The 20,251-nt window shown below is 47.5% G+C and carries 22 protein-coding genes and 1 tRNA gene; 14 read left to right on the top strand and 9 right to left on the bottom strand.

Translation table 11 applies throughout. The features are described 5' to 3' along the window. Positions 1 to 12: 12 nt before the first annotated feature. The 3 genes from SFW65_03405 to SFW65_03395 all read left to right on the top strand — a co-directional run bounded on the left by SFW65_03405 (position 13) and on the right by SFW65_03395 (position 1,616). A tRNA-Arg gene (locus SFW65_03405) sits at positions 13 to 89 on the top strand. 266 nt (positions 90 to 355) lie between these two features. Continuing rightward, the gene (locus SFW65_03400) at positions 356 to 619 is read left to right on the top strand and encodes a helix-turn-helix transcriptional regulator (protein ID MDX1922161.1); all 264 of its coding nucleotides are present in this window, start codon (positions 356 to 358) and stop codon (positions 617 to 619) included. Further along, positions 597 to 1,616, top strand: coding sequence for a hypothetical protein (locus SFW65_03395; GenBank protein ID MDX1922160.1), 1,020 nt, complete (start codon positions 597 to 599; stop codon positions 1,614 to 1,616). The genes SFW65_03400 and SFW65_03395 overlap by 23 nt, the downstream gene beginning before the upstream one ends. On the opposite strand, the gene dcm is transcribed toward SFW65_03395, so the two are convergent. Further along, positions 1,545 to 2,942, bottom strand: a complete 1,398-nt coding sequence (gene dcm, locus SFW65_03390) for a DNA (cytosine-5-)-methyltransferase (GenBank protein MDX1922159.1) — start codon at positions 2,940 to 2,942, stop codon at positions 1,545 to 1,547. The two genes, SFW65_03395 and dcm, sit on opposite strands and share 72 nt — an antisense overlap. A 236-nt stretch (positions 2,943 to 3,178) precedes the next feature. On the opposite strand from dcm, the gene thiO reads away from it, so the two are divergent. The 10 genes from thiO (at position 3,179) to SFW65_03340 (ending at position 11,250) form a co-directional block, all read left to right on the top strand. After that, entirely contained in the window at positions 3,179 to 4,297 is a 1,119-nt protein-coding gene (gene thiO, locus SFW65_03385; protein MDX1922158.1) for a glycine oxidase ThiO, read from the top strand. Positions 4,298 to 4,303: 6 nt separating this feature from the next. Beyond that, positions 4,304 to 4,513 (top strand): sulfur carrier protein ThiS, encoded by a 210-nt coding sequence (gene thiS / locus SFW65_03380; protein ID MDX1922157.1) that lies wholly within the window; start codon positions 4,304 to 4,306, stop codon positions 4,511 to 4,513. Continuing rightward, entirely contained in the window at positions 4,513 to 5,298 is a 786-nt protein-coding gene (locus SFW65_03375) for a thiazole synthase (GenBank protein MDX1922156.1), read from the top strand. Before thiS ends, SFW65_03375 begins: the two co-directional genes overlap by 1 nt. Next, positions 5,298 to 5,921 carry a thiamine phosphate synthase gene (locus tag SFW65_03370; protein ID MDX1922155.1) on the top strand — a complete coding sequence of 208 codons (624 nt, stop codon included), beginning with the start codon at positions 5,298 to 5,300 and terminating at the stop codon, positions 5,919 to 5,921. The genes SFW65_03375 and SFW65_03370 overlap by 1 nt, the downstream gene beginning before the upstream one ends. A 212-nt stretch (positions 5,922 to 6,133) precedes the next feature. After that, entirely contained in the window at positions 6,134 to 6,601 is a 468-nt protein-coding gene (locus tag SFW65_03365) for a response regulator (protein ID MDX1922154.1), read from the top strand. 11 nt (positions 6,602 to 6,612) lie between these two features. Next, positions 6,613 to 7,131, top strand: a complete 519-nt coding sequence (locus SFW65_03360) for a hypothetical protein (GenBank protein ID MDX1922153.1) — start codon at positions 6,613 to 6,615, stop codon at positions 7,129 to 7,131. Between the two features lie 20 nt (positions 7,132 to 7,151). Beyond that, entirely contained in the window at positions 7,152 to 7,916 is a 765-nt protein-coding gene (locus tag SFW65_03355) for a HesA/MoeB/ThiF family protein (GenBank protein ID MDX1922152.1), read from the top strand. Between the two features lie 51 nt (positions 7,917 to 7,967). Continuing rightward, positions 7,968 to 8,798: a 3-methyl-2-oxobutanoate hydroxymethyltransferase gene (panB, locus tag SFW65_03350; protein MDX1922151.1), complete on the top strand. Its 831-nt coding sequence runs from the start codon at positions 7,968 to 7,970 to the stop codon at positions 8,796 to 8,798. Next, complete coding sequence (locus SFW65_03345; GenBank protein MDX1922150.1) at positions 8,795 to 9,334, top strand: hypothetical protein; 540 nt, start codon at positions 8,795 to 8,797, stop codon at positions 9,332 to 9,334. Before panB ends, SFW65_03345 begins: the two co-directional genes overlap by 4 nt. Continuing rightward, positions 9,334 to 11,250 (top strand): heme lyase CcmF/NrfE family subunit, encoded by a 1,917-nt coding sequence (locus tag SFW65_03340; GenBank protein MDX1922149.1) that lies wholly within the window; start codon positions 9,334 to 9,336, stop codon positions 11,248 to 11,250. Before SFW65_03345 ends, SFW65_03340 begins: the two co-directional genes overlap by 1 nt. Here SFW65_03340 and SFW65_03335 read toward each other — a convergent pair. Further along, positions 11,235 to 11,705 carry a winged helix DNA-binding protein gene (locus tag SFW65_03335; protein MDX1922148.1) on the bottom strand — a complete coding sequence of 157 codons (471 nt, stop codon included), beginning with the start codon at positions 11,703 to 11,705 and terminating at the stop codon, positions 11,235 to 11,237. The two genes, SFW65_03340 and SFW65_03335, sit on opposite strands and share 16 nt — an antisense overlap. 106 nt (positions 11,706 to 11,811) lie before the next feature. Between SFW65_03335 and SFW65_03330 the strand changes: the two genes are divergently transcribed. Beyond that, positions 11,812 to 12,867, top strand: coding sequence for a tetratricopeptide repeat protein (locus tag SFW65_03330; protein ID MDX1922147.1), 1,056 nt, complete (start codon positions 11,812 to 11,814; stop codon positions 12,865 to 12,867). A gap of 1 nt (position 12,868) precedes the next feature. On the opposite strand, the gene SFW65_03325 is transcribed toward SFW65_03330, so the two are convergent. The 7 genes from SFW65_03325 to SFW65_03295 all read right to left on the bottom strand — a co-directional run bounded on the left by SFW65_03325 (position 12,869) and on the right by SFW65_03295 (position 20,182). After that, on the bottom strand, positions 12,869 to 13,303 hold the full coding sequence (locus SFW65_03325) for a hypothetical protein (GenBank protein ID MDX1922146.1): 435 nt from the start codon (positions 13,301 to 13,303) through the stop codon (positions 12,869 to 12,871). 59 nt (positions 13,304 to 13,362) lie between these two features. Next, on the bottom strand, positions 13,363 to 14,334 hold the full coding sequence (locus SFW65_03320; GenBank protein MDX1922145.1) for a type II secretion system F family protein: 972 nt from the start codon (positions 14,332 to 14,334) through the stop codon (positions 13,363 to 13,365). 14 nt (positions 14,335 to 14,348) lie between these two features. Continuing rightward, positions 14,349 to 15,335: a type II secretion system F family protein gene (locus SFW65_03315; protein ID MDX1922144.1), complete on the bottom strand. Its 987-nt coding sequence runs from the start codon at positions 15,333 to 15,335 to the stop codon at positions 14,349 to 14,351. Continuing rightward, positions 15,332 to 16,954, bottom strand: a complete 1,623-nt coding sequence (locus SFW65_03310; GenBank protein ID MDX1922143.1) for a CpaF family protein — start codon at positions 16,952 to 16,954, stop codon at positions 15,332 to 15,334. The genes SFW65_03315 and SFW65_03310 overlap by 4 nt, the downstream gene beginning before the upstream one ends. 14 nt (positions 16,955 to 16,968) lie before the next feature. Then, positions 16,969 to 18,174 (bottom strand): AAA family ATPase, encoded by a 1,206-nt coding sequence (locus SFW65_03305; GenBank protein MDX1922142.1) that lies wholly within the window; start codon positions 18,172 to 18,174, stop codon positions 16,969 to 16,971. A gap of 233 nt (positions 18,175 to 18,407) precedes the next feature. Then, positions 18,408 to 18,800, bottom strand: coding sequence for a CpaD family pilus assembly lipoprotein (locus SFW65_03300; protein MDX1922141.1), 393 nt, complete (start codon positions 18,798 to 18,800; stop codon positions 18,408 to 18,410). Between the two features lie 2 nt (positions 18,801 to 18,802). Next, positions 18,803 to 20,182 carry a type II and III secretion system protein family protein gene (locus SFW65_03295; protein MDX1922140.1) on the bottom strand — a complete coding sequence of 460 codons (1,380 nt, stop codon included), beginning with the start codon at positions 20,180 to 20,182 and terminating at the stop codon, positions 18,803 to 18,805. Positions 20,183 to 20,251 lie beyond the last annotated feature (69 nt).

The raw sequence follows: 20,251 nt of genomic DNA, 5'->3' as shown, positions 1-20,251 counted from the left end.
ATTTAATTAGCGGGACCCATAGCTCAACTGGATAGAGTGTTGCCCTCCGAAGGCAGAGGTTGGTGGTTCGAATCCACTTGGGTCCGCCAATTTTTTTTGAAACTAACTATATATGGTTTTTTGATATGTGTGAAAAAGTCTCACACATTCAATATCTTCCAAGGAAAGCTCAGCACCCTCTGACCTGTAACCCAAATCAGCGCGTAGAGGGTATTTTTCTAAGAAATTTAAGGTGGCTCCTAAGATATGGATCTTGTTAGGTCAACAGGCCAGTTGTAGTTTTGTGTAGCTACTCTAGGCAGTTTTCAAACGATAGAGTTTTGATTTTTAATGTGACGTATTGTCCGTGGACGTAATGTCAACACACGTTAATAGTCCATACATGATAAACACTCTTTTTACCCTTGGTGAAAACATAAAAAAGTATCGCCTCGCTCTTGATTTGTCTCAAGAGGAGTTGGCTGACAAATGCGGCTTTGATCGCACCTATATCAGCATGTTGGAAAGAGGAAAGAGGAATCCATCACTTATCAATCTTATTCGGCTGGCTGAAGGATTAGGAATCAATATAGCTAAATTAACGCATGGTTGTGAAAATGGCTTTAAACCCAGAAAATGAACAACATGCTTTACAAATTCAAGCGGGCACTATCGGGCGCAAGGCGGGACATGCGTTTGAAGATACCATCACTGAAGAAATTAATATTGTTCTCTACCCATTAAAGGTGCCAACAAAAATTATCACTCATGTAAATACAGGCGATCCGGCTCGACTACTTCTTTTCTATATTTCATCCGCATACGGATGCTCTGAAATTATTAGAGCCTCTGCGATATCTACTGGAGCGCTAGCAACATCCGAGGATGGAAAAAGGTGGCTAGAAATCAATGGAATTGGTGTCACTCGATGCAAGAGTGACCTTGTAATTAGTCTTGAATTTCCAAACGGCATCAAGAAATCGGTTGGCGTATCTACAAAGCAATGCAACAATAAAACACCAACAAATGCACAGCTTTACTTCACTACAGCTCGCGGCTTTGTCAATCTTCTTACAAAGAACTCCTTGAAGGTGCCGGATGCAGCTATTACGGCTCTGCGCCAGTTTTGTGGTGATATCGGCTTTCGCCCTCTTGATCAGACGCCACCACTTACAGACAGAAAAACAGACCCAAGACGTTTTTTCTGGGAGGAAATTTTAGAAGCAGGAAGGTTAGAGTGGGAAAACATTTTTTCAAAACATCAAGACGATATATCTAGATTGCTCCTGCAAAAGGCGTATCTTGATGACCAGTTTTCGCCTGATTTTCTTATTCACAAAACAAAAAATTCTACAGCGTGGGAGAACACAGAGATTGCTCTGTATTCTATCGATGAGTTAATCCACCATTCAAAAAACTATGGCGGCTTTAGCCTTAAGCCCTATTCGGTACGCAAGGGCAGTTATAAAGATCCGCACGGTGTTACTCACATGGCACCTAGATTTGGGATTATACAAATGCAAAGAGGTGGACAGGCGCAACACCCTGAACAACTGCAATTCAACTTAGAGGCTGGATATTTCTACAAAGTCAGTCAGCAGCGCCCTGATATGGATGGCCAAAGCTCTAGCCAATAATGGTGGAACGGCGTTGCCAATTCCTGTCCTGATTATGCCCTGCGTACCGGAAAATATGTATTTATCAGGAAACGACTGTAATCTAGCGGCCTCACGGATAGTTAATGATCGCGTGGCGACAGGATGGACATTTCTACATCCGGAGATCATGCCAAAAGTTGTCTGAACCGTAGCTCCAGGCTCGTCCCAAACTTGCCGTTTATAGGTGGTGTTATAACCAGATGGGGGGCGCAATAAGGGGTTGTCGTTATCATGTGCGCTACGCCCCTCTGGTACATTCCAGAGCCATTGAATGACATGATCTGGATGTGATACCGCTGCATGTAGAAGGTCGGCAGATTTTTCACCTGATTCAAGGTATGGAAGATCAGAGCACGCGTCTCCAAAGGTCCTAACTTTTTTTATGCCACGCAGCAAATCTTCAGAATGACCGTATTCATGTACTGGAATAGAGGGCTCTCTATCTATATCTTTACGGATAGCAATAAAAATAACTCGCTCTCTATGCTGTGGAACACCATAGTTACAAGCGTTGATTTCAAAAAAATTTGCGTAATAGCCAAGTTGATCAAAAGATAAAAGTATTTCATCTTTTACTAAACGCCCATCTGGATTTTTCATTGATGTAAGAAGTCTGACATTTTCGATTACCGCTATCTTGGGTCTAACGATATCAATAAACCGCATGTAATGCTTAAAAAGCTGGTTTCTAGGATCATCCGCTTTACGTTTTCCGGAGAGACTAAAGCCTTGGCAAGGAGGCCCCCCGATAACGACATCTATATTGCCAGCATCCAAAATAAACTGACGAATGGCAGAATCTGATAGCATAGCAATATCAGAGCCAATTTTTGGTGCAGACGGGAAGTTTTTTTGGTATATGCTACTTAAATCGTCATCTAGTTCAACAAATCCTTTTATAACGCATCCAGCGTTTTTGAAACCTAGACTAAAACCACCACAACCAGCAAACAAGCTAACGCCAGTAAACGCTTCCTCTACTGGCTCAAGAAGTGAGTTTAGCTCACTAATGTAATATTTATTCTCCGCAGTTTTTTTATATTTCTTAAGCCTAACAGGATCGTGCTGGACACCCGTGTAGGAATGCCGTTTGTAGCGTTTTCTCCTTTCTTGAATTTTCGCAATTTTCTCTTTATCTGAAAGAATATGGGTTATTTTCTGAATTTCTGAATCCCCGATATTTATTTTCCCTAGCTCGAAAGCGGATAGAATATGTTGCGAGATCCCTGTAGCCTCTGCCAATTTTGCTTGAGAGAGGTTAATGGATTCGCGATAATTTTTTAGCTGTGATCCTGATACAATCATGTGACTTATTGTCATCATTACTAATTCAAAGTCAATCCTAAAATCCGCACCAAAGATGCACCTACAACTCTTCTAGTGAGAATATCAATATCTATTTAGCAATTCCACTTCACTGTAATTTGTGGGGGTGGAAGATACATGCAGGTGGCAACCTTTGGGAATTGGCGTTTGCAGTTGCGTCTATGCTTAAGGCTGATATTTGCGTTTAATCATATAACTCGGTACTACTTGTATCGATGACACAGAAATCCATTCATATCATTGGCGGCGGTGTTGCGGGCTTGAGCCTTGCATGGCGTTTAGTGCAATCGGGCTTGCGTGTTACCGTTTTTGACAAGGGTGCGATTGGCCGCGGCGCAAGCTGGGCGGCCGCAGGCATGCTCGCCGCTGTTGTTGAAGCAGAGCCCGGCGAAGATGTGTTGTTGCCCTTCGTACTTGAATCGCAACGCATTTGGCCGGAATTTGCACGGGAATTGCAGAGCTATACAGGCCTTGATATTGGCTACCGCGAAAGCGGCACATTATTTGTAGCAGCCGAACGCGATGATGAAGGTTTACTAAAACAGCGTTTCGATTTTTTGAAAGCACGCAGCCTGCCGGTTAAATGGCTGGAGCGTAGCGAACTGCGCAAACGCGAGCCCTATTTTTCACCGCGCGTAACGCACGGGTTTTATAGCGCCAGCGATCATCAGGTAGATAACCGCATGTTGGTTGATGCCCTGCACGCTGCATGCAAAAAAGCAGGTGTGGAATTGCATGCCCATGCCGATGTCAGTGAAATAAAAATTTCGGGTAACCGCGCAACCCATCTTGTGGTCAATGATGGTATCATCGCGGTCGATGCCGTTGTGTTAGCTGCTGGCGCATGGTCTGGCACTATCAAAGGGATGCCACTGGAAGCCTTGCCGCCTGTGTTCCCGATGAAGGGACAATTACTGGCACTGCAGATGGATGCACGTCAGCCGTTGTTGAGGCATGTGGTATGGACACCGCAACTTTATTTGGTGCCGCGTAGCGATGGACGATTGATTATCGGGGCCACATTGGAAGATAAGGGATTTGATGCATCGCTAACCGCCGGCGGAATTTTACATTTGCTGCGCGAAACATGGGAAGCTTTGCCGGGCATGGAAGAATTACCGTTGTTGGAAGCATGGGCAGGTTTCCGTCCCACCAGCCGTGATGACGCGCCGATTTTGGGCGAAAGCGCCATTGAAAACATAGGTTTTATGACCGGACAGCACCGTCACGGGATTTTAATGACCCCCCTACTCGCCAGCGCAATGAGCGAGTATATATTAAAAGGGAGGCTGCCAGAAATTGCCGCACCTTTTACCATGCAACGCTTTAAGTAGGACAACATGCTGAATCTGATTGTGAACGGGGAAAAACGCGAAACAGCAGCCCAGACCATCCCTGAACTTTTGCAAAACGAGAAATTGCCGCAAGCACATTGGCAAGCAATAGCCGTTGCATGTAATGGCAAAGTGGTCACACGCAGCGCATGGGCAGAAACCAGATTAAATAACGGCGATGCGATTGAAATCGTAAAACCATTTGTGGGCGGGTAATGAGCGACAATTTAAAAATTGCCGATAAATCTTTTTCATCGCGGCTGTTGATTGGCAGCAGCATGTACCCCAACCAGCAGGTGATGCTGGATAGCATTGCAGCATCTGGTGCGCAGATTGTTACCGTTGCCATCCGCCGTATCAACTTGCAAGGTCAGCATCTATCAGTGCAACATTTGTTGACGCAGCGGGATTTAACGCTGCTACCCAACACAGCTGGGTGCTATACCGCCGAAGATGCTGTGTTTACAGCGGAACTTGCCAGGGAAGCATTACAAACCAACTGGGTGAAGCTGGAAATTATCGGTGACCGCGAGACACTACTCCCAGATGCGGTTGAACTTATCCGCGCCGCTGAAACATTGGTAAAAAAAGGGTTCGTGGTTTTACCCTATTGCAGTGATGATCCGGTTGCATGTCAGCGTTTGGTGGATGCTGGCTGCGCAGCAGTAATGCCGCTTGGTTCGCCAATTGGGTCGGGGCAAGGTATTCTCAATTTATACAATCTTGATATCATCCGCGCGCGGATCAACTTGCCAATCATTCTAGATGCCGGGATTGGCACAGCATCCGATGCAACTATTGCCATGGAACATGGCTGCGATGGCATTTTGTTGAACACCGCCATTGCCAAATCCAACAACCCGGTATTGATGGCAAGCGCGATGCGTAAAGGAATGGAAGCTGGACGCGAAGCGTATCTGGCTGGCCGTATTGCCAGAAAAACCCACGCCGAAGCATCCAGTCCGGTTGGCGGCCTTGCAACCAAAGCACATAAAAACTGATGAAAAAAACGCTGCCGCATCCTGCTATTATGCTGATTACAGATATAACGCAGGCGGTATTGCCGCTTGAAGACATCATCGCAGGCGCAATAGCTGGTGGGTGCAAATGGATTGTGCTGCGTGATCTAAACGCCAGCGACAGTCAACTGCTCAAGCAAGCCATTCCTGTCAAATACCTTTGCACGAAACATAAAGCAAAATTATTTATCGGCCGTAATGCAAAAATTGCCAAGGCCATCGAAGCGGATGGATTGCATTTATCATCATCACAAATCGTTGATGAAGCGCGCAGCATCTGCGGCGATATAATGATTGGCAAATCATGCCACACAGTGGATGATGTGAAACGTGCACAAAAAAGCGATTTGGATTATATCACCCTCAGCCCGATTTTCGAAACAACCAGCAAACCGGGTTACGGCCCCGCGCTTGGTCTTGAGACACTTGTGCAACAGTGCAAAGAGACATCATTGCCTGTTGTAGCACTGGGCGGCATTGACGTTGACAATGCAGCTGCATGTATAAAAGCAGGAGCCCAAGGTGTTGCGGTGATGGGTAGCATTATGCGCAGCAAAGCGCCGCAGCAAAGCATGGAAGCATTACTTGGCACCGTCCCGAAATAATGGTCCTGCATGCCACGGCACTATGCCGCTGAATCACACAAAAAACTAACTTGTATTTGATTCTTAAACGCTTTCTTGCCTACAAGAAAAATAGTAACAACCCTGATAATTCTTAGTGCGTTCAGGGTTTTATTCTTGTTATTATGCAGGCTTCAAACCTAACGCCACTCAAGCCTTCGCCTATGGATCCCCAGTTAAGAAATTTTAGTGTTATGATTGTGGATGACGACCGCCTTGTGCAGAAGCTTGTCGTTGACGTTCTCAAAAATCTCGGATTTGGCAAAACCCTTCGCGCCGATGATGGCAAAGCCGCACTCCAGATGCTGGATGGCAATCCGGTTGATTTTATTTTTTGTGACTGGCGCATGCCGCAAATGAGCGGCCTCGAATTCATCAAGCAAATCCGCAGCGGAAAAACACGTGTCAACCCGTTTATCCCTATCATCATGCTAACCGGAAATGCCGAAGTGCATCAGGTGATAGAAGCGCGCAATATTGGCGCGAATGACTATTTGATTAAACCATTTACGGTTAAGCAAATTACTAAACGGATAATCGAACTGGTTGATAACCCGCGCGAATTTATTGCATCGCCAAAATACACCGGGCCATGTCGCCGCAGGAAAAATGTGCCGCCCAAGGGCCCTGACCGCAGAAAACCCCGAAAAGCTAAACGATAAGAAGGTGCAGCATGTCTGAAGCACAAATGGAAGATGATGGTGTTGTGGTTCATGCTCCGGATTTGAGCATGAAGAAAAAACTCGGCCCCGGCAAATCACTGGGCGCCATCATTACCCCTTCCAAAGTTGAACAAACCGAAAAAGTCGTCGCCAATTTCGAGCCGGAGATTATCAAAGAAATTCTTGCTGAATTCTCCGAGCTTGAGAACATCGCATCGCGCCTAAAAGCCAACACCGTAGCAACTGCGGAACTTAAAACGCTGATTGAAAAAGGCTTTGCGATTAAATCAAAAGCCGGATTTTGTAATTATTCCCTTGCTTCATCGCTTGCACGGTTCATGCATCTGTTTTGCGAAACACTACTTGAAAAGCAATTGACCGTTAAAGACATCAGCATTGTTTCCTGTTTTGTCAGCATACTTAAAATTATTTTTGAACGTAAAATCATCGGTGATGGGGGCAATACCGGTAATACGATTGTACAGGAAGCCCAGCGCATGATTTCCATGACTGGCTTGCCCCCAGCTTAAAAAGCGCCTAATTAATCGGTATGTCAAAACTGAATACCCTACGCTATCTGCGCCACATTGATTTGCCGGGCCTTGGTTTTGATGGGCAGGAAAAAATCTGTGCAGGCACCGCAGCAATTGTCGGCATGGGCGGGCTTGGCGCTAGCGCTGCCTTGTATTTAGCAGGTGCAGGCGTAAAACAACTTATCCTTATTGATCATGACAAGGTCGAAGAGAGTAATCTTCAGCGGCAAGTCATTTATACCGAAAGTGATATTGGCGAATTAAAAGTCGCCGCAAGCGCCAAGCGCCTCCACGCGCTGAATTCAAATGTACATATTCAAATGCACAACGCACGCCTTGACGAAGCCAATGCGATAAAGATTCTAGAAGCCGCGGATGTGGTGCTTGATTGCACTGATAATTTTGCCACGCGGTTTTTATTGAATGATGTATGTATCACACTAAAAAAACCGCTCATCAGCGCATCAGTTCAAGGCTTTGGAGGGCAGCTTGCAACCTTTAAATCCCATTTGGGAAACGGCCATGCCTGTTACCGTTGCCTGTTTCCAGAAACTCCCCCAAAGGGCATGGTCCCATCCTGCCCCGAAGCAGGTGTGTTTGGCCCGATAGTAGGCATTCTTGGTGTGATGCAGGCAGCAGAAGCCCTTAAAGAACTGGCGGGTATTGGCAGTACACAAACCTGTCTTTTCATGCTTGATAGCCAAAATATGGCAGGCAAAAGCATTACTGTGGAACAAAACCCCACCTGCCCCAGCTGCTCACCAAACGGCTCTAAACAATAAGGTTTTAAATTGCCTTTGCAGGTTGGATGGCAAGCGGGTAAAAAATCCGGCATGAGTATTCATACGCCCCCACCTGTAAAAAAACTGACCGTGCAGGATATTCGCGCAGCCAAAAACCGCGCCGAACCTTTTTTAGCACTCACGGCTTATACTGCACCTATTGCGCAATTAGCCGACAAGCATGCGGATCTGGTATTGGTCGGTGACAGCGTTGGCATGGTTTTATACGGCATGCCCAACACATTAGGTGTAACATTGGAAATGATGATGACGCATGGCAAATGCGTTGCACAGTTCTGCCAGCGCGCCTTATGTGTTGTCGATATGCCATTTGGAACCTATCAGGCATCGCCGGCGCAGGCCTTCGAGAATAGCTCCCGCGTGATGAAAAAAACCGGCGCAGGCGCTATCAAACTGGAAGGCGGCGCGGAAATGGCCAGCACCATCCGCTTTCTGGTCGAACGCGGTATTCCGGTTTTAGGCCATATTGGCCTTCGCCCGCAGCAAGTCCATGTGATGGGCGGATATAAAGTACAAGGCAAAACCGATGATCAGATTGAAATGCTAAAGCATGATGCAAAAGCCGTTGAAGAAGCAGGCGCGTTTGCAATCGTTGTTGAAGGTACGATGGAACATGTAAGCCGCGAAATCACGTCATACGTCAACATCCCCACCATTGGCATTGGCGCATCACCGGCATGCGATGGGCAAATTCTGGTTACCGAAGATGTGCTAGGCTTGGTTGCCGGCGCAAAAGCAAAATTCGTGAAACCCTATGCCAATTTATATCAGGATGCTGAATCCGCGCTGCAAACCCTTGAAGCCGATGTAAAAGCGCGGCGTTTCCCCGGCCCAGAAAATCTTTATATCAAAACCAAATGAGCTCTCCCCATTTATCGCTGCCGCTGTGTGTGGATCTTGATGACACCCTTATCCATACGGATGTGCTGCGATTGGGAATTAAGCAATTGGTGTTTAAAAAACCCTGGTTGCTGCCTTGGTTTCTGGTCTGGCTTGGACTAAAACGTGCCGCAGCCAAGGCCTGGCTTGCCAAGGAATTCGACGTGGATGCCGCAACACTTCCCTACCGGGCCGAGTTGCTAAGTTACCTAAAAGATCAAAAAGCATCCGGACGCAAGCTGTATCTGGTCAGCGCGGCGGATGAACGCATTGTCAGGCATGTGGCATCAACGCTGGGATTATTTGATGCTGCTTATGGCAGCAATGGCATACATAATCTAAAAGGCCGGAATAAAGCAAAGTTTATCCGCGAACACATTGCGCGCGGCTTTGTATATGCAGGCGACAGCTTTGCCGATTTACAGGTATGGAAAATGGCCAGCGGCGCGATTTTATGCGGCAGGGCAAATATGTTCAAATCATCCCTTCCTATTCCTATTGAAGCAAGTTTCACCTAATGATTGCACAGGCTGGCCAAGACATCTTATTTATCACGCTGCTATTGGCACTAACCACATCCATATGCGGATTCATAGCCAAAGAACACACGTTGCTTAGCCGCATAACACGCTATGGCAGCATCACCGTATGTGCCGCAATAAGCATTTCATTTGCTTTGCTTATCTTTGCCTTTGTGATTTCTGATTTTTCAGTCATCACGGTTTACCAAAACAGCCATACGCTAAAACCCCTTCTCTATAAAATCACCGGCGTATGGGGCAATCATGAAGGGTCGATGATTTTATGGGTGCTTGTTGCCAGTTTCTTTGGCGCAGTATTGTCGATAGTGCGCACGGGCCTTTCCAGCACCATGATCACGCGCATTTTGGCAACGCAGGCATTGATGGTTACAGGCTTTCTTGCCTTTATTGTATTTACATCCAACCCGTTTGTTCAATTATCACCCGCGCCCGCTGAAGGGCTTGGCTTAAATCCGTTATTACAAGATCCTGCCTTGGCCTTCCATCCACCCATGCTGTATCTGGGATATGTCGGCTTCTCTCTTGCATTTTCATTTGCGATTGCCGCGTTATTGACCGGGGAAGTCACACGTGAATGGGCAAAAGCATTACGCCCATTTGTGATGGTGGCATGGTGCGCCCTCACTATCGGAATCGCGATGGGTTCGTGGTGGGCTTATTACGAGTTGGGCTGGGGTGGTTGGTGGTTTTGGGATCCTGTTGAAAACGCATCTTTTATTCCATGGCTTTCTGGCACTGCGCTTCTCCACTCCCTTATCGTGGTTGAAAAGCGTGGCACGCTTAAAACGTGGACAGTGCTGCTTGGCCTCATCACTTTTACGTTTTCAATGATTGGCACATTCCTTGTACGCTCCGGTATTGTTACATCGGTTCATGCCTTTGCGCTTGATCCAGAACGCGGAATATTTGTGCTGTTGCTGATCGGGCTTAGTGCAGGGTTTGGATTGCTGTTGTTTGCATTGCGGGGGCATAGATTTACGAGCGAGCAGCATTTTGCACCCATCAGCCGTGAATCGTTTCTGGTTATAAATAATCTTTTTTTGGTTGCAGCAGCCGCTACCGTATTACTTGGTACGCTATACCCGCTGATTTACGAACTCATCAACGATGCGCAAATTTCGGTTGGCCCGCCCTATTTCGAAGCAAGCTTCACCCCTCTCATGATGCCACTGATATTCCTGATGGGCTTTGCACCATTCCTTGCATGGCGGCACGATGAACTGAAGCGCATCTTCCCGCGTTTGCAGGTTTGTTTTCTCACCAGCTGCGCAATTGTAGTGTTGGTCATGTTAAACCACCAGCAACAGGCCTTGCGTTTCTATTTGGGCATTGGTTTTGTCACATGGCTGCTATCATCCACGATTCTGGGATTCATTAAGAACCAGAAACAGGATCTATTGCAAAAGCTTCCAATTAGTCTTGCGCATGGCGGGCTTGCGATTGCGCTATGTGGCATGGTGGCCAGTAGTCATCTATCAACCGAAGCGATTGATTTGATGAAACCGGGCAGTGAATTAAAACTCAACCAAATGACCTTTTATTTTGACAAGGTGGAGCATTTAACGGGCCCCAATTATGTTTCAGAACGCGCCACGTTCCATGTAACGGATGACAAGGGTTTAATCACAACCCTTAACCCCGAACGGCGGTTTTATCCGGTTGGCAAAAAAATGCTCAGCGATGTGGCGATTTATACCAACGGCTTTTCGGATTTGTATCTGGTGCTGGGTGAACCACAAAAAAATCCCGATGGCAGCGTAAAAGGTTGGACCGTGCGCGCGACCGCACACCCGCTTATTCCGTGGATATGGGTTGGCTGTTTAATAATGGCGCTGGGCGGTTTAGCCGCGCTTATCCAGATGCAACGGCAAAGCCGTTATTCGGATGCATGAATCAGCGTCGAGCACTCACGCTCAAAACGGCGCATCAGACGCAGACTGATTTGGTAATCATCTTTGTCTTTTTCATTGGGCAATAAATCGCGGCCAATTTTATCGCCAAGCAGGTTAAGCTGATCGATAACTTTCTGGCCTTTTGGCGTGATGCGCACGCGGGCTGAACGTCTGTCATGCTCATCGGTCAGGCGATCAAGGTATCCGCCTTCCGCGAGATTTTTAATGTTATAGGATGCGTTTGATCCAAGATAATATCCGCGTTCAATCAAATCACGCACCGCCATATCTTGGTTGCCAATTGTGGCAAGCATCATAATTTGGACGGGGTTGATATCGCGGATGCCTACGCGGGTCATTTCAAGGCGAACAACGTCTAAAAAGCGGCGATGCAGGCGCTCCATCAACTGGGGCAGCTCGAGCATTAAGGTTGACATAGGAAGTGCGTTTGACATGTTTTGCCACATTCATTTGCTAGTAGGAACGAGCTTTCAGGATATTTGATTACTTATAAAATTGGGTTAAGCTTTGATAAACTTTTACCTTCATTATAGGCATTCCATGACCCACATAACCCGCCGTTTTTGCAGCGTTTTTTCGATTGCTTTAGTGGGGCTTTGCTTAAGTGCATGTGCCGATTCCGTTAGTGTGGAAGCGCCGACAAAACCGCAAGCATCAACATCAAATATAAAAAGCAAGGCATCTGGCCCGCAAATTGAACGGAAATTATATACACCAACTTCATCCAGAGAGCCTGAAAAGGAAATCGAAGATGAAGATGATGCAACCGCAACGCTGCTGCGAACCGCAGAGAAAATGATGGCGAGCAACGATCTGACCAGCGCAAGCATGTTGTATCAACGCGCGTTTAGCACAAACCCTGATTCGATTGCGGCATTGAAAGGCATGGCGCGCGTCGCAGAACTGCGTGAAAAACCACAAGAAGCATTACAGGCCTACCGCGAAATTATTCGCCTCGACAATGACAACGAAGCAGGACATATGGGGGTTGCCAAAAACCTGATGACACTTGGTTTACATGACAAGGCGATTGACCAACTTAATAAGTTTCGCGAGATAAAGGGCGACAGCCCTGAAGTTTTGAACATGTTAGGCATGGCCTATACACGTGCCGATGAAATCCCCGGCCACTATGAGAAGGCCATTGAAAGCTTTAAAACATCCATTGCCATCGACCCTGACCGTCTGAGCACCCAAAATAATATGGGGTTCACCTATATTCTGGCTGGACGCCTTAATGAAGCCATTGCGATTTTTGAAAAACTGGTCGATGACCCGCGTGTAACGGTTCAACACCGCCAAAATCTTGCCCTTGCTTACGGCATGGCAGGCCGTGAAAACGATGCACGTAAAATTGCAATGCAGGATTTGCCACGCGCTGCGGTTGAAAAAAATATCGCCAGCTATCGCAAGATGCGCCAAAAGGTTATGGGTATTACGCCTGATGAACCAAAGCTTGTATTGAAAAAAACGCCTGTTAAAAAGTCGCCGAAGCCGGAAGTGAAAAAAGAAGAGCCAAAGGCAGAAACTTCGCCGGCTGCTGCACCTGTAGCACCTGCTGCTGATGCCGTTGTACCATTAGCGCCGCCACAATAAGTTAGTTCGGAGCGTGACGCAGCGCAGGCGCTACTGACAAACGTGCCTGCCAGTCCAGCCCCTCTTGGGCAACTACGCCTGTTGGTAATATACGGGTTCCAGTAACAAGCGCATGCGCAGAAATAATGGGGCCGCCCTCACCTAACCGAATACCGTGTGAGCTTATTTGAGATAGACCAACAAGGCCTTGCTGGTGCTGTTTAATCAAATCCTCTTCCGGTAATTGATTGCTCAACACTTTGTCTTTTGAGGCTACAACGAAAATTTGCCCGCCTTCGCTATTACTGGCGAGATGGAGATAATTTAAACCACGCGTTTTCAAATCCGCTAATAATTCGCGTGACAGGGTTACAACCCCTCTTGGCGTGGAAGCGTATAATTTATTATGCAACGACTGATCTGTCAGCACATTGCTTCCTAGAACCGGATTAGTCATTTTAAGTATCCATTAATAAATTAGCTTTTCATTAAGTATGAGATAGACCCATTACTAATTTATTTATTAAGGTCAAATACGCGGATAATTGCAGGGCCAAGCAACACAATAAAAAGTGTTGGCAAGATGAATAAAATCATCGGCACGGTAAGGGTAGCTGGCAATTTTGCGGCTTTTTCTTCCGCTTTCATCATGCGCTCTTCACGCAGTTCGGCAGATAAGACGCGCAAGGCCTGCGCCAGCGGCGTTCCATAACGCTCGCTCTGCGTGAGGGTATTCACAAGCGCGCGCACTGATGCAAGTTGTACACGTTCGGCAAATCCTACCAGCGCTACTTTGCGGTCTGGCAGGAAGCCAAGTTCCACGGCGGTGATACCAATTTCTTCAGCAAGAACTGGGGTACTTTGCGTAATCTCTTTTGCCACGCGGTCAAGTGCGGCATCCAACCCCAGACCAGCTTCCGCACATATCACCAGCAAATCAAACGCATCGGGAAGTGATTTGCGCAGCACGTCTTCACGCTTTTGAATGGTATTCTTAAGCCACATATCCGGCAATATAAATGCAATCGTCGGCATCCCCAGCATCATCAGCAGTTTAATGAGTGGCTTTTTTTCAGCAATACCAAGGCCAGCGGTTAAAAACAGCGCTAGTAAAAACAAAATCAGCGGCATTCCCACTTTCATCATCGCAAAATAGCCAACCGCTTCCTTATTGCGCAAGCCCGCGCGCGCAAGATTTTTACGTAGTTCCACCGAATAAAGCCACGGCGTATTTTTTAATTTGGCAGCAAGCTGTTTGAAAAAATCTTTTTGCAGCACACCTTCACGGCGCGTAGTTTGTGATTTCAGTTCAGCACGCAAATCATCACGGCGTTGGATGACTGATTTAAGGCGCTTTTCGCTTACCTCTGTTCCCGATAGGGCTTGCCATACCAGTATTACGACCACGAACGCGCCCAGACCCGCGGCGTAAACGAGCATCTCGTTATCCATGAAACTCATCCAGTCGGCTGTGCCTGTATCAATCATATTAATCCCGTGTGCTATATCTCGAAATTAATCATCTGCGCCATAATCCAGATACCAAAACCAAGCATGCCAAAAGCGATGCCAAGAAGGATATTCCCGCGCGGGTCATTGAATAACAGCATAATGTATTCGGTTGCCACCAAACCAAGCACAGTTGAAACGATGAATGGTAATGCACCCAAAATCATCGCGCTTGCTTTTGCTTCAGACGACATCGCCTTGATTTTCAGTTTAATCTGCCGGCGTTTGCGCAGTACTTCGCTTACATTTGCAAGCGTTTCGGCAAGATTACCGCCTGTTTCTTTTTGAATGGCGAGCGCGATAATCAGATAACGGTATTCCGGAACATCCACGCGCTTTGCCACATCCCACATCGCATCTTCAAGGCTTCGGCCCATGCGCACGGCGTCCTTGATTGTACGGAATTCATATCCGATGGGGTCGGGCATTTCTTCGCCCACCACATTGATGGATTCGCTGATCGGAAGACCGGATCGGATACCGCGCACCATCGCATCAATCGATTCAGGAAAATATTTGATAAATTCCTTACAGCGCTTTTTGCCTTTCATGCCAATAAAAACATGGGGGCACCAGATACCAAGCATAAGCGACAAGAATGTGGATGGCAGAAGCTTTTGACCAAGAATGACATGGAACAGCATGAAGAAAATGCCAATCATCAAACCAGTTAGCAGCAAATATTCGCTGATGGTCATGCGCATGCCTGTACGCGCAAGGCGATTACGCAATTTTTCAGGATTAGGCAGCGCAGTTTTAATGAAATTATCAAGGAACGGAATACCGCTGTCTTTAATGCTGCGTTTTAATTCAACTTTTGGCCCGGTCGCTTGCTTTTTTTCCGGCTTTTCTTCAATTCCCGAAACACGCTTAAGACGCTTTTCCAATGCTTTGCTGTCACCGCCCGGCATGAGCGCAAGCACCAACACGATGATGGTGATTAATCCGCCGCCCAGCATCATCAGCATATCGGGGTTCATAGAATCTCCAACAATTGCTTGTCCAAATTGAAGTAAGCGGCTTTTGGCAGGAAGTGCGGACGAAGCCCGTGATTGATAAATTCTACATTCAATTTGCCATCTGGCGTTTCACCTTTGGTTTCACAGGTAAATAAGTCCTGCATGGTGACAACATCACCTTCCATGCCCAACACTTCACTAATATATGTTACGCGGCGCGAGCCATCGCGCATACGGCTGACCTGCACAATCATGTCCAGCGCGGAAGCAATCTGCATGCGAATGGCACGCGGCGCCAAATTCACGCCTGCCAAACCCACCATATTTTCAAGTCGCATCAATGCTTCGCGCGGGCGGTTGGCGTGAACGGTAGAAAATGAACCGTCATGGCCGGTATTCATCGCCTGTAACATATCAATTGCTTCGCCGCCGCGGGTTTCACCGACGATGATACGGTCAGGGCGCATACGTAGCGAGTTTTTAAGCAAATCGCGCATGCTTATTTCGCCATGTCCTTCGAGGTTGGCAGGACGCGTTTCAAGGCGCACCACGTGCGGCTGTTGCAATTGCAATTCTGCCGCGTCTTCAATGGTTACAATACGCTCCGAATTATCGATCATTTTTGAAATGGCGTTAAGCAAGGTCGTTTTACCCGACCCCGTACCGCCAGAGATAAGGATATTGAGACGGCAGCGGCCTGCAATTTCCAGAACCTTTTTCATCTGCGGGCTGATGGAGCCGAACTTTTCCATTACATCGAGCGTAATTTTTTTCTTGGAAAATTTACGGATGGTGATAGCAGGGCCATCGATGGCCAGTGGCGGAATAATGATATTTACACGGCTACCATCCGCCAAACGCGCATCGCATAAAGGGCTAGATTCATCCACACGGCGGCCAATCGCATTCACAATGCGCTGCGCTACCGAAAGCACATGTGCATTATCGCGGAAATGTACGTCCGTCAACGTCAGGCGGCCTTTTTGTTCGATCCAGACTTGTTTTGCTCCGTTGACCATAACTTCGCTGATGGTTTCATCTGCCAGCAATGGCTCCAGCGGGCCAAGCCCCAGCATGTCGTCCAGAAGGCTGGAAACCAATTCCTGACGCTCGCTGCCCGATAGCGGGGTTTTCTGTTCGGTCAGCAATTCACTGACCACACCTGTTAAATCACGGTTCAAATCATCGCGCGTCATCTTTGCTGCGGCGGATGCGTCAATTCTATCCATCAGTAAGGGCTGGATACTGTCTTTAATCACCTGCACGGTTGCGCGCAGCGATGTATTGCGCGGTGTTTCCAGCGCCGTTGGCTTTTCATATGCCATGGTTTCGGTCGGCACATTGGCAGGAATGGATGTAACCATCGGCGCAGGCACAGGCGTAGATGCAACTTCATGCGGCGTAATGCTGGCGCCCTGTTTTGATAGTATGGTATTGATGAGCGCTGTAACCAAATCGCGCTGCAATAGCAGTTCAACGGTTTCACCGTCACGCGCCAGCCATTCACCAACGAATGAACGAACTGCAAGCGCCAAATCACCGCGTTTCATTTTTTGCGCATCGGCATGGCTGATACGTGCAACCAGTTCGGGCATATACTTATCCCGTAAACTTGGCATGGTATGCGGTGTATGTGCCATATCCGTCTAGCCTGTCATTTTGCTGCGGGTTTGGATGGCTTGCTGCCAAGCAACCCCTGAAGCAATGATTTCCCTTTGATGTCCTGCTTTTTGGTTTCTTTTTGTCCCGATAAATTACGCGCCAGCATTACCAATGCCTTGGTAATCGGCGCTTCGGCTGCAACCGATACAAACGGTTTTCCCAAATTCGCCGCTTGTTTTGCAGTTTTGATGTCTTCGGGAAGTATTACATCAATCTTTGCTTCCAGATTTTTTTCAAAGGTCGGTTGATCGATGGTTGAGTAAGGGCTGTCCCCTACATGATTGACAATTAAAATCGGCATCAAATCAGGGCGAAGATTTTTTAAATAGGCGCGGATACGGCGGGCATCACGCAGCGAAGCGAGCGTTAAATCGGCAACGATTAAAACCGCATGCGCTTCATTCAGCAATGTTTTTTGGCTGGAGATGTGATGGCGCGGCATATCCACCAGCACCATATCAAAATCAGTGCGAATAGGTTTTAATAGGCCAAGCGTTGCATCACCATCAAAATGGAATGCAGTATCAAGGGTATCTTCCGCGCATAGAATTGAAAATTTATCATTGTACTGAACCATGGAACTGGCAATCAGCAACCCGTCCAGACGTTCGGGGTTTTCAAGTGCGGAGCGCATCCCGCGTCCGGGTTCACGGTCAAGCGCCAAGGCGGTGCTACCAAACTGCATATCCAAATCAACCAGACCAATCTGCTGATTTAATTGCTGTGATAAAATCCACGAGAGATTAACGGCAACAGTTGTTACGCCAACACCGCCGCGCGTTCCAATAACAGCAATAATTTTGCTGATATGATGCTCTTTTTCAGCTGGATCAGCGTTGCGTTTTGGCTTTGCGGTATTGATAATGGCTTGCAGCAAAACTTCTTCGCTAAGCGGTTTAACCAGATAATCGGCGGCACCCAACTGGATAAATTGGCGATACAGCGTGATATCGTTGTGTTTTGCCAAAAAGATAATCTGTGAATCCGGACCGCACAGATTAATCGCACGGTTTGCTGCTTGCAGCACGTCAGGCTCTGCATCCAGATCAAGGAGGAGGATTTTTGGCGGCGCGTAGTTTTCAAGCATATCAGCAAGCATGTCGAGACCGCCCTGCTGTATAACAGCTGACGGCCATCCACGTGCTTCTGCAACGCTGCGTGCGATGCGATAAGAGGCTTCGTCGCTTACGAAACCCATAAATTCTTCATGCATGATAAAAAACAAACCACATATTTTGTACCGAGCAGATTCACGCAACTAAACTTTTGTAGTAGGAGGTCTAGTTGCGACCTGCTCGGAAAGGGAAAACGAGTCCTATCCCTTTAAAACACCACAGTTTTGCTAATAAAGACTTAGCCCTGCGCTATCGTTCCGCGTGTGTTATTACAATCGCTAGCTAAGCTGCCATAATCGGCGAAAACTGCCGCCGATTACTTACCGGTTGCGCCAATTTCTTTAGGATTGATTAATTCTTTCTTCTTGTCGGAGCGGTAACGCTCAATACCAAGAACGCCAGATGCGGCATCTGCTTCACCCAAAGGTTGTCCATGAAGCAGGTCTTTGGGCTCGGCAATCATTTTGCCAAGATTATACATATCCGCGCAGCCAAAATTATCGGCGAACTGGTTATCCAAACCATCGAGCGGATCTTTGTTCCACGCAGGGCATGGCTTAGGAACAGCGACGAGCTTGCCGCCCTTTTCGGGGTTGGCAATCACGGAAATGGCATGGTTAGGCCGCGCCTGGGTTGCTTCAAAGCAGCCACTGAGCAATCCGCAGAACACCACCAGTGAAAGGCGTAAGAGATGTGATTTCATCATCATGCCTACTCCGCGCTATAGCCAACTGGGCCTTGCAAAATTTCGCCCATGTTTCTTGGTTCGTTAGGAACACTGTTGGAATGCACCTTGCCAAGCAAGATACGGTCAACATCGTTTGCTGGCGCATAGCCATCGGTTGGCGCTGCCAATTGTTCAGATGATGGTTTCACCAGATATGGCGTTACAATAATTACCAGTTCGGTTTCGCTGTTACGAAAGCGCGTGGATGTAAACAATGCGCCAAGCACAGGAATATCGCCTAGGAACGGATATTTGGAAACGTCATTGTTCTGATAGCTGCGGATAAGGCCACCGATGGCAAAGCTTTGGCCGCTGCCCAGTTCAACCGTTGTTTCCGCGCGGCGTGTCAGCAACGCAGGAATTGCAATATTGTTGAGCGAGATGGAGCCGGATGTTGTGAGTTCACTCACCTCCGGGCGAACCTGAATGGAAATGCGGTCTTTACCAAGCACAGTCGGCGTAAAGGCCAGTGACACACCATACGGTTTGAATTCGATGGTAATCGCACCATTTTGCTGTGGCACAGGAACAGGGAATTCGCCGCCCGCAAGGAAGGTCGCCGTTTCACCCGATTTTGCAGTGAGGTTGGGTTCAGCCAGAAGCGTTACAAGACCGTCTTGGGCCAGCGCATCAATCAACCCGTTAATTGAATAACCATTGCCATTATAGCCAGCATACACACCGTTATTCACATTCGAACGGGAATAGCGGTCAGCCGCATTGCTTACATTGCTGTTGCGTAAAATGGTGTCCGAAAGGAAACTTGCGCCGCTTTTCAGCCCCAGCGTTATTCCCCCAGCAAGGCTAATGGCATCCCAGTTGATGCCAAAGGTCTTGCTGATGTTCTTACTGACTTCTGCTACGCGTACACGTAATTGAATTTGTTCATCATTTTTTAAACGAAGGTGATTGATGACTTCTTCCTTATCGTTGCCAAGGAAGCGTTTTGCAATACGTTGCGCATCCGCCGCTTCGCGTGACGATGCTGCTTCACCATTTAAAACAATGCCACCTGGAACAGGCAGTGCCTTGATTTTTGGCATGCTGCCAAGCACGTTTTGCAGCTTACCCAAATCCTGATCTACAACAATTTTGCGTTTCAGCAAAATGGTGCCGTCCTTCTTGCTGGCGGTAACGGTGGTTTCGCCCTGCTTGCGGCCATAAATGGTGATGACATTTGGCGCGACCACCTGCACATCGGCAATGTCAGGGCTGGCAATAAACACGGTATCGGCAGGTTCCTGTAACTTGATGTTTTCGCTGCGGTCAACGCTTAGAATAAGCGGCTCTTCCTCAGCACCGGCTATGGCGGGGGCAATGATAACAACAAACAGCAGTAAAAGTGACACAAGCGCAGATTTCATGGGTCGGTAATGTAAAGCCAGTTCGTCTAGAATTCATTACTTATATTTTGGCAGCATTGTTCTCTTTTC

It is taken from the genome of Alphaproteobacteria bacterium, from assembly GCA_033762625.1.
In the GTDB taxonomy this organism is placed as follows: Bacteria; Pseudomonadota; Alphaproteobacteria; order UBA9219; family RGZA01; genus RGZA01.
The sequence above is the reverse complement of the archived record's forward strand: the minus strand, read 5'-3'. Positions and strand labels throughout refer to the sequence as shown.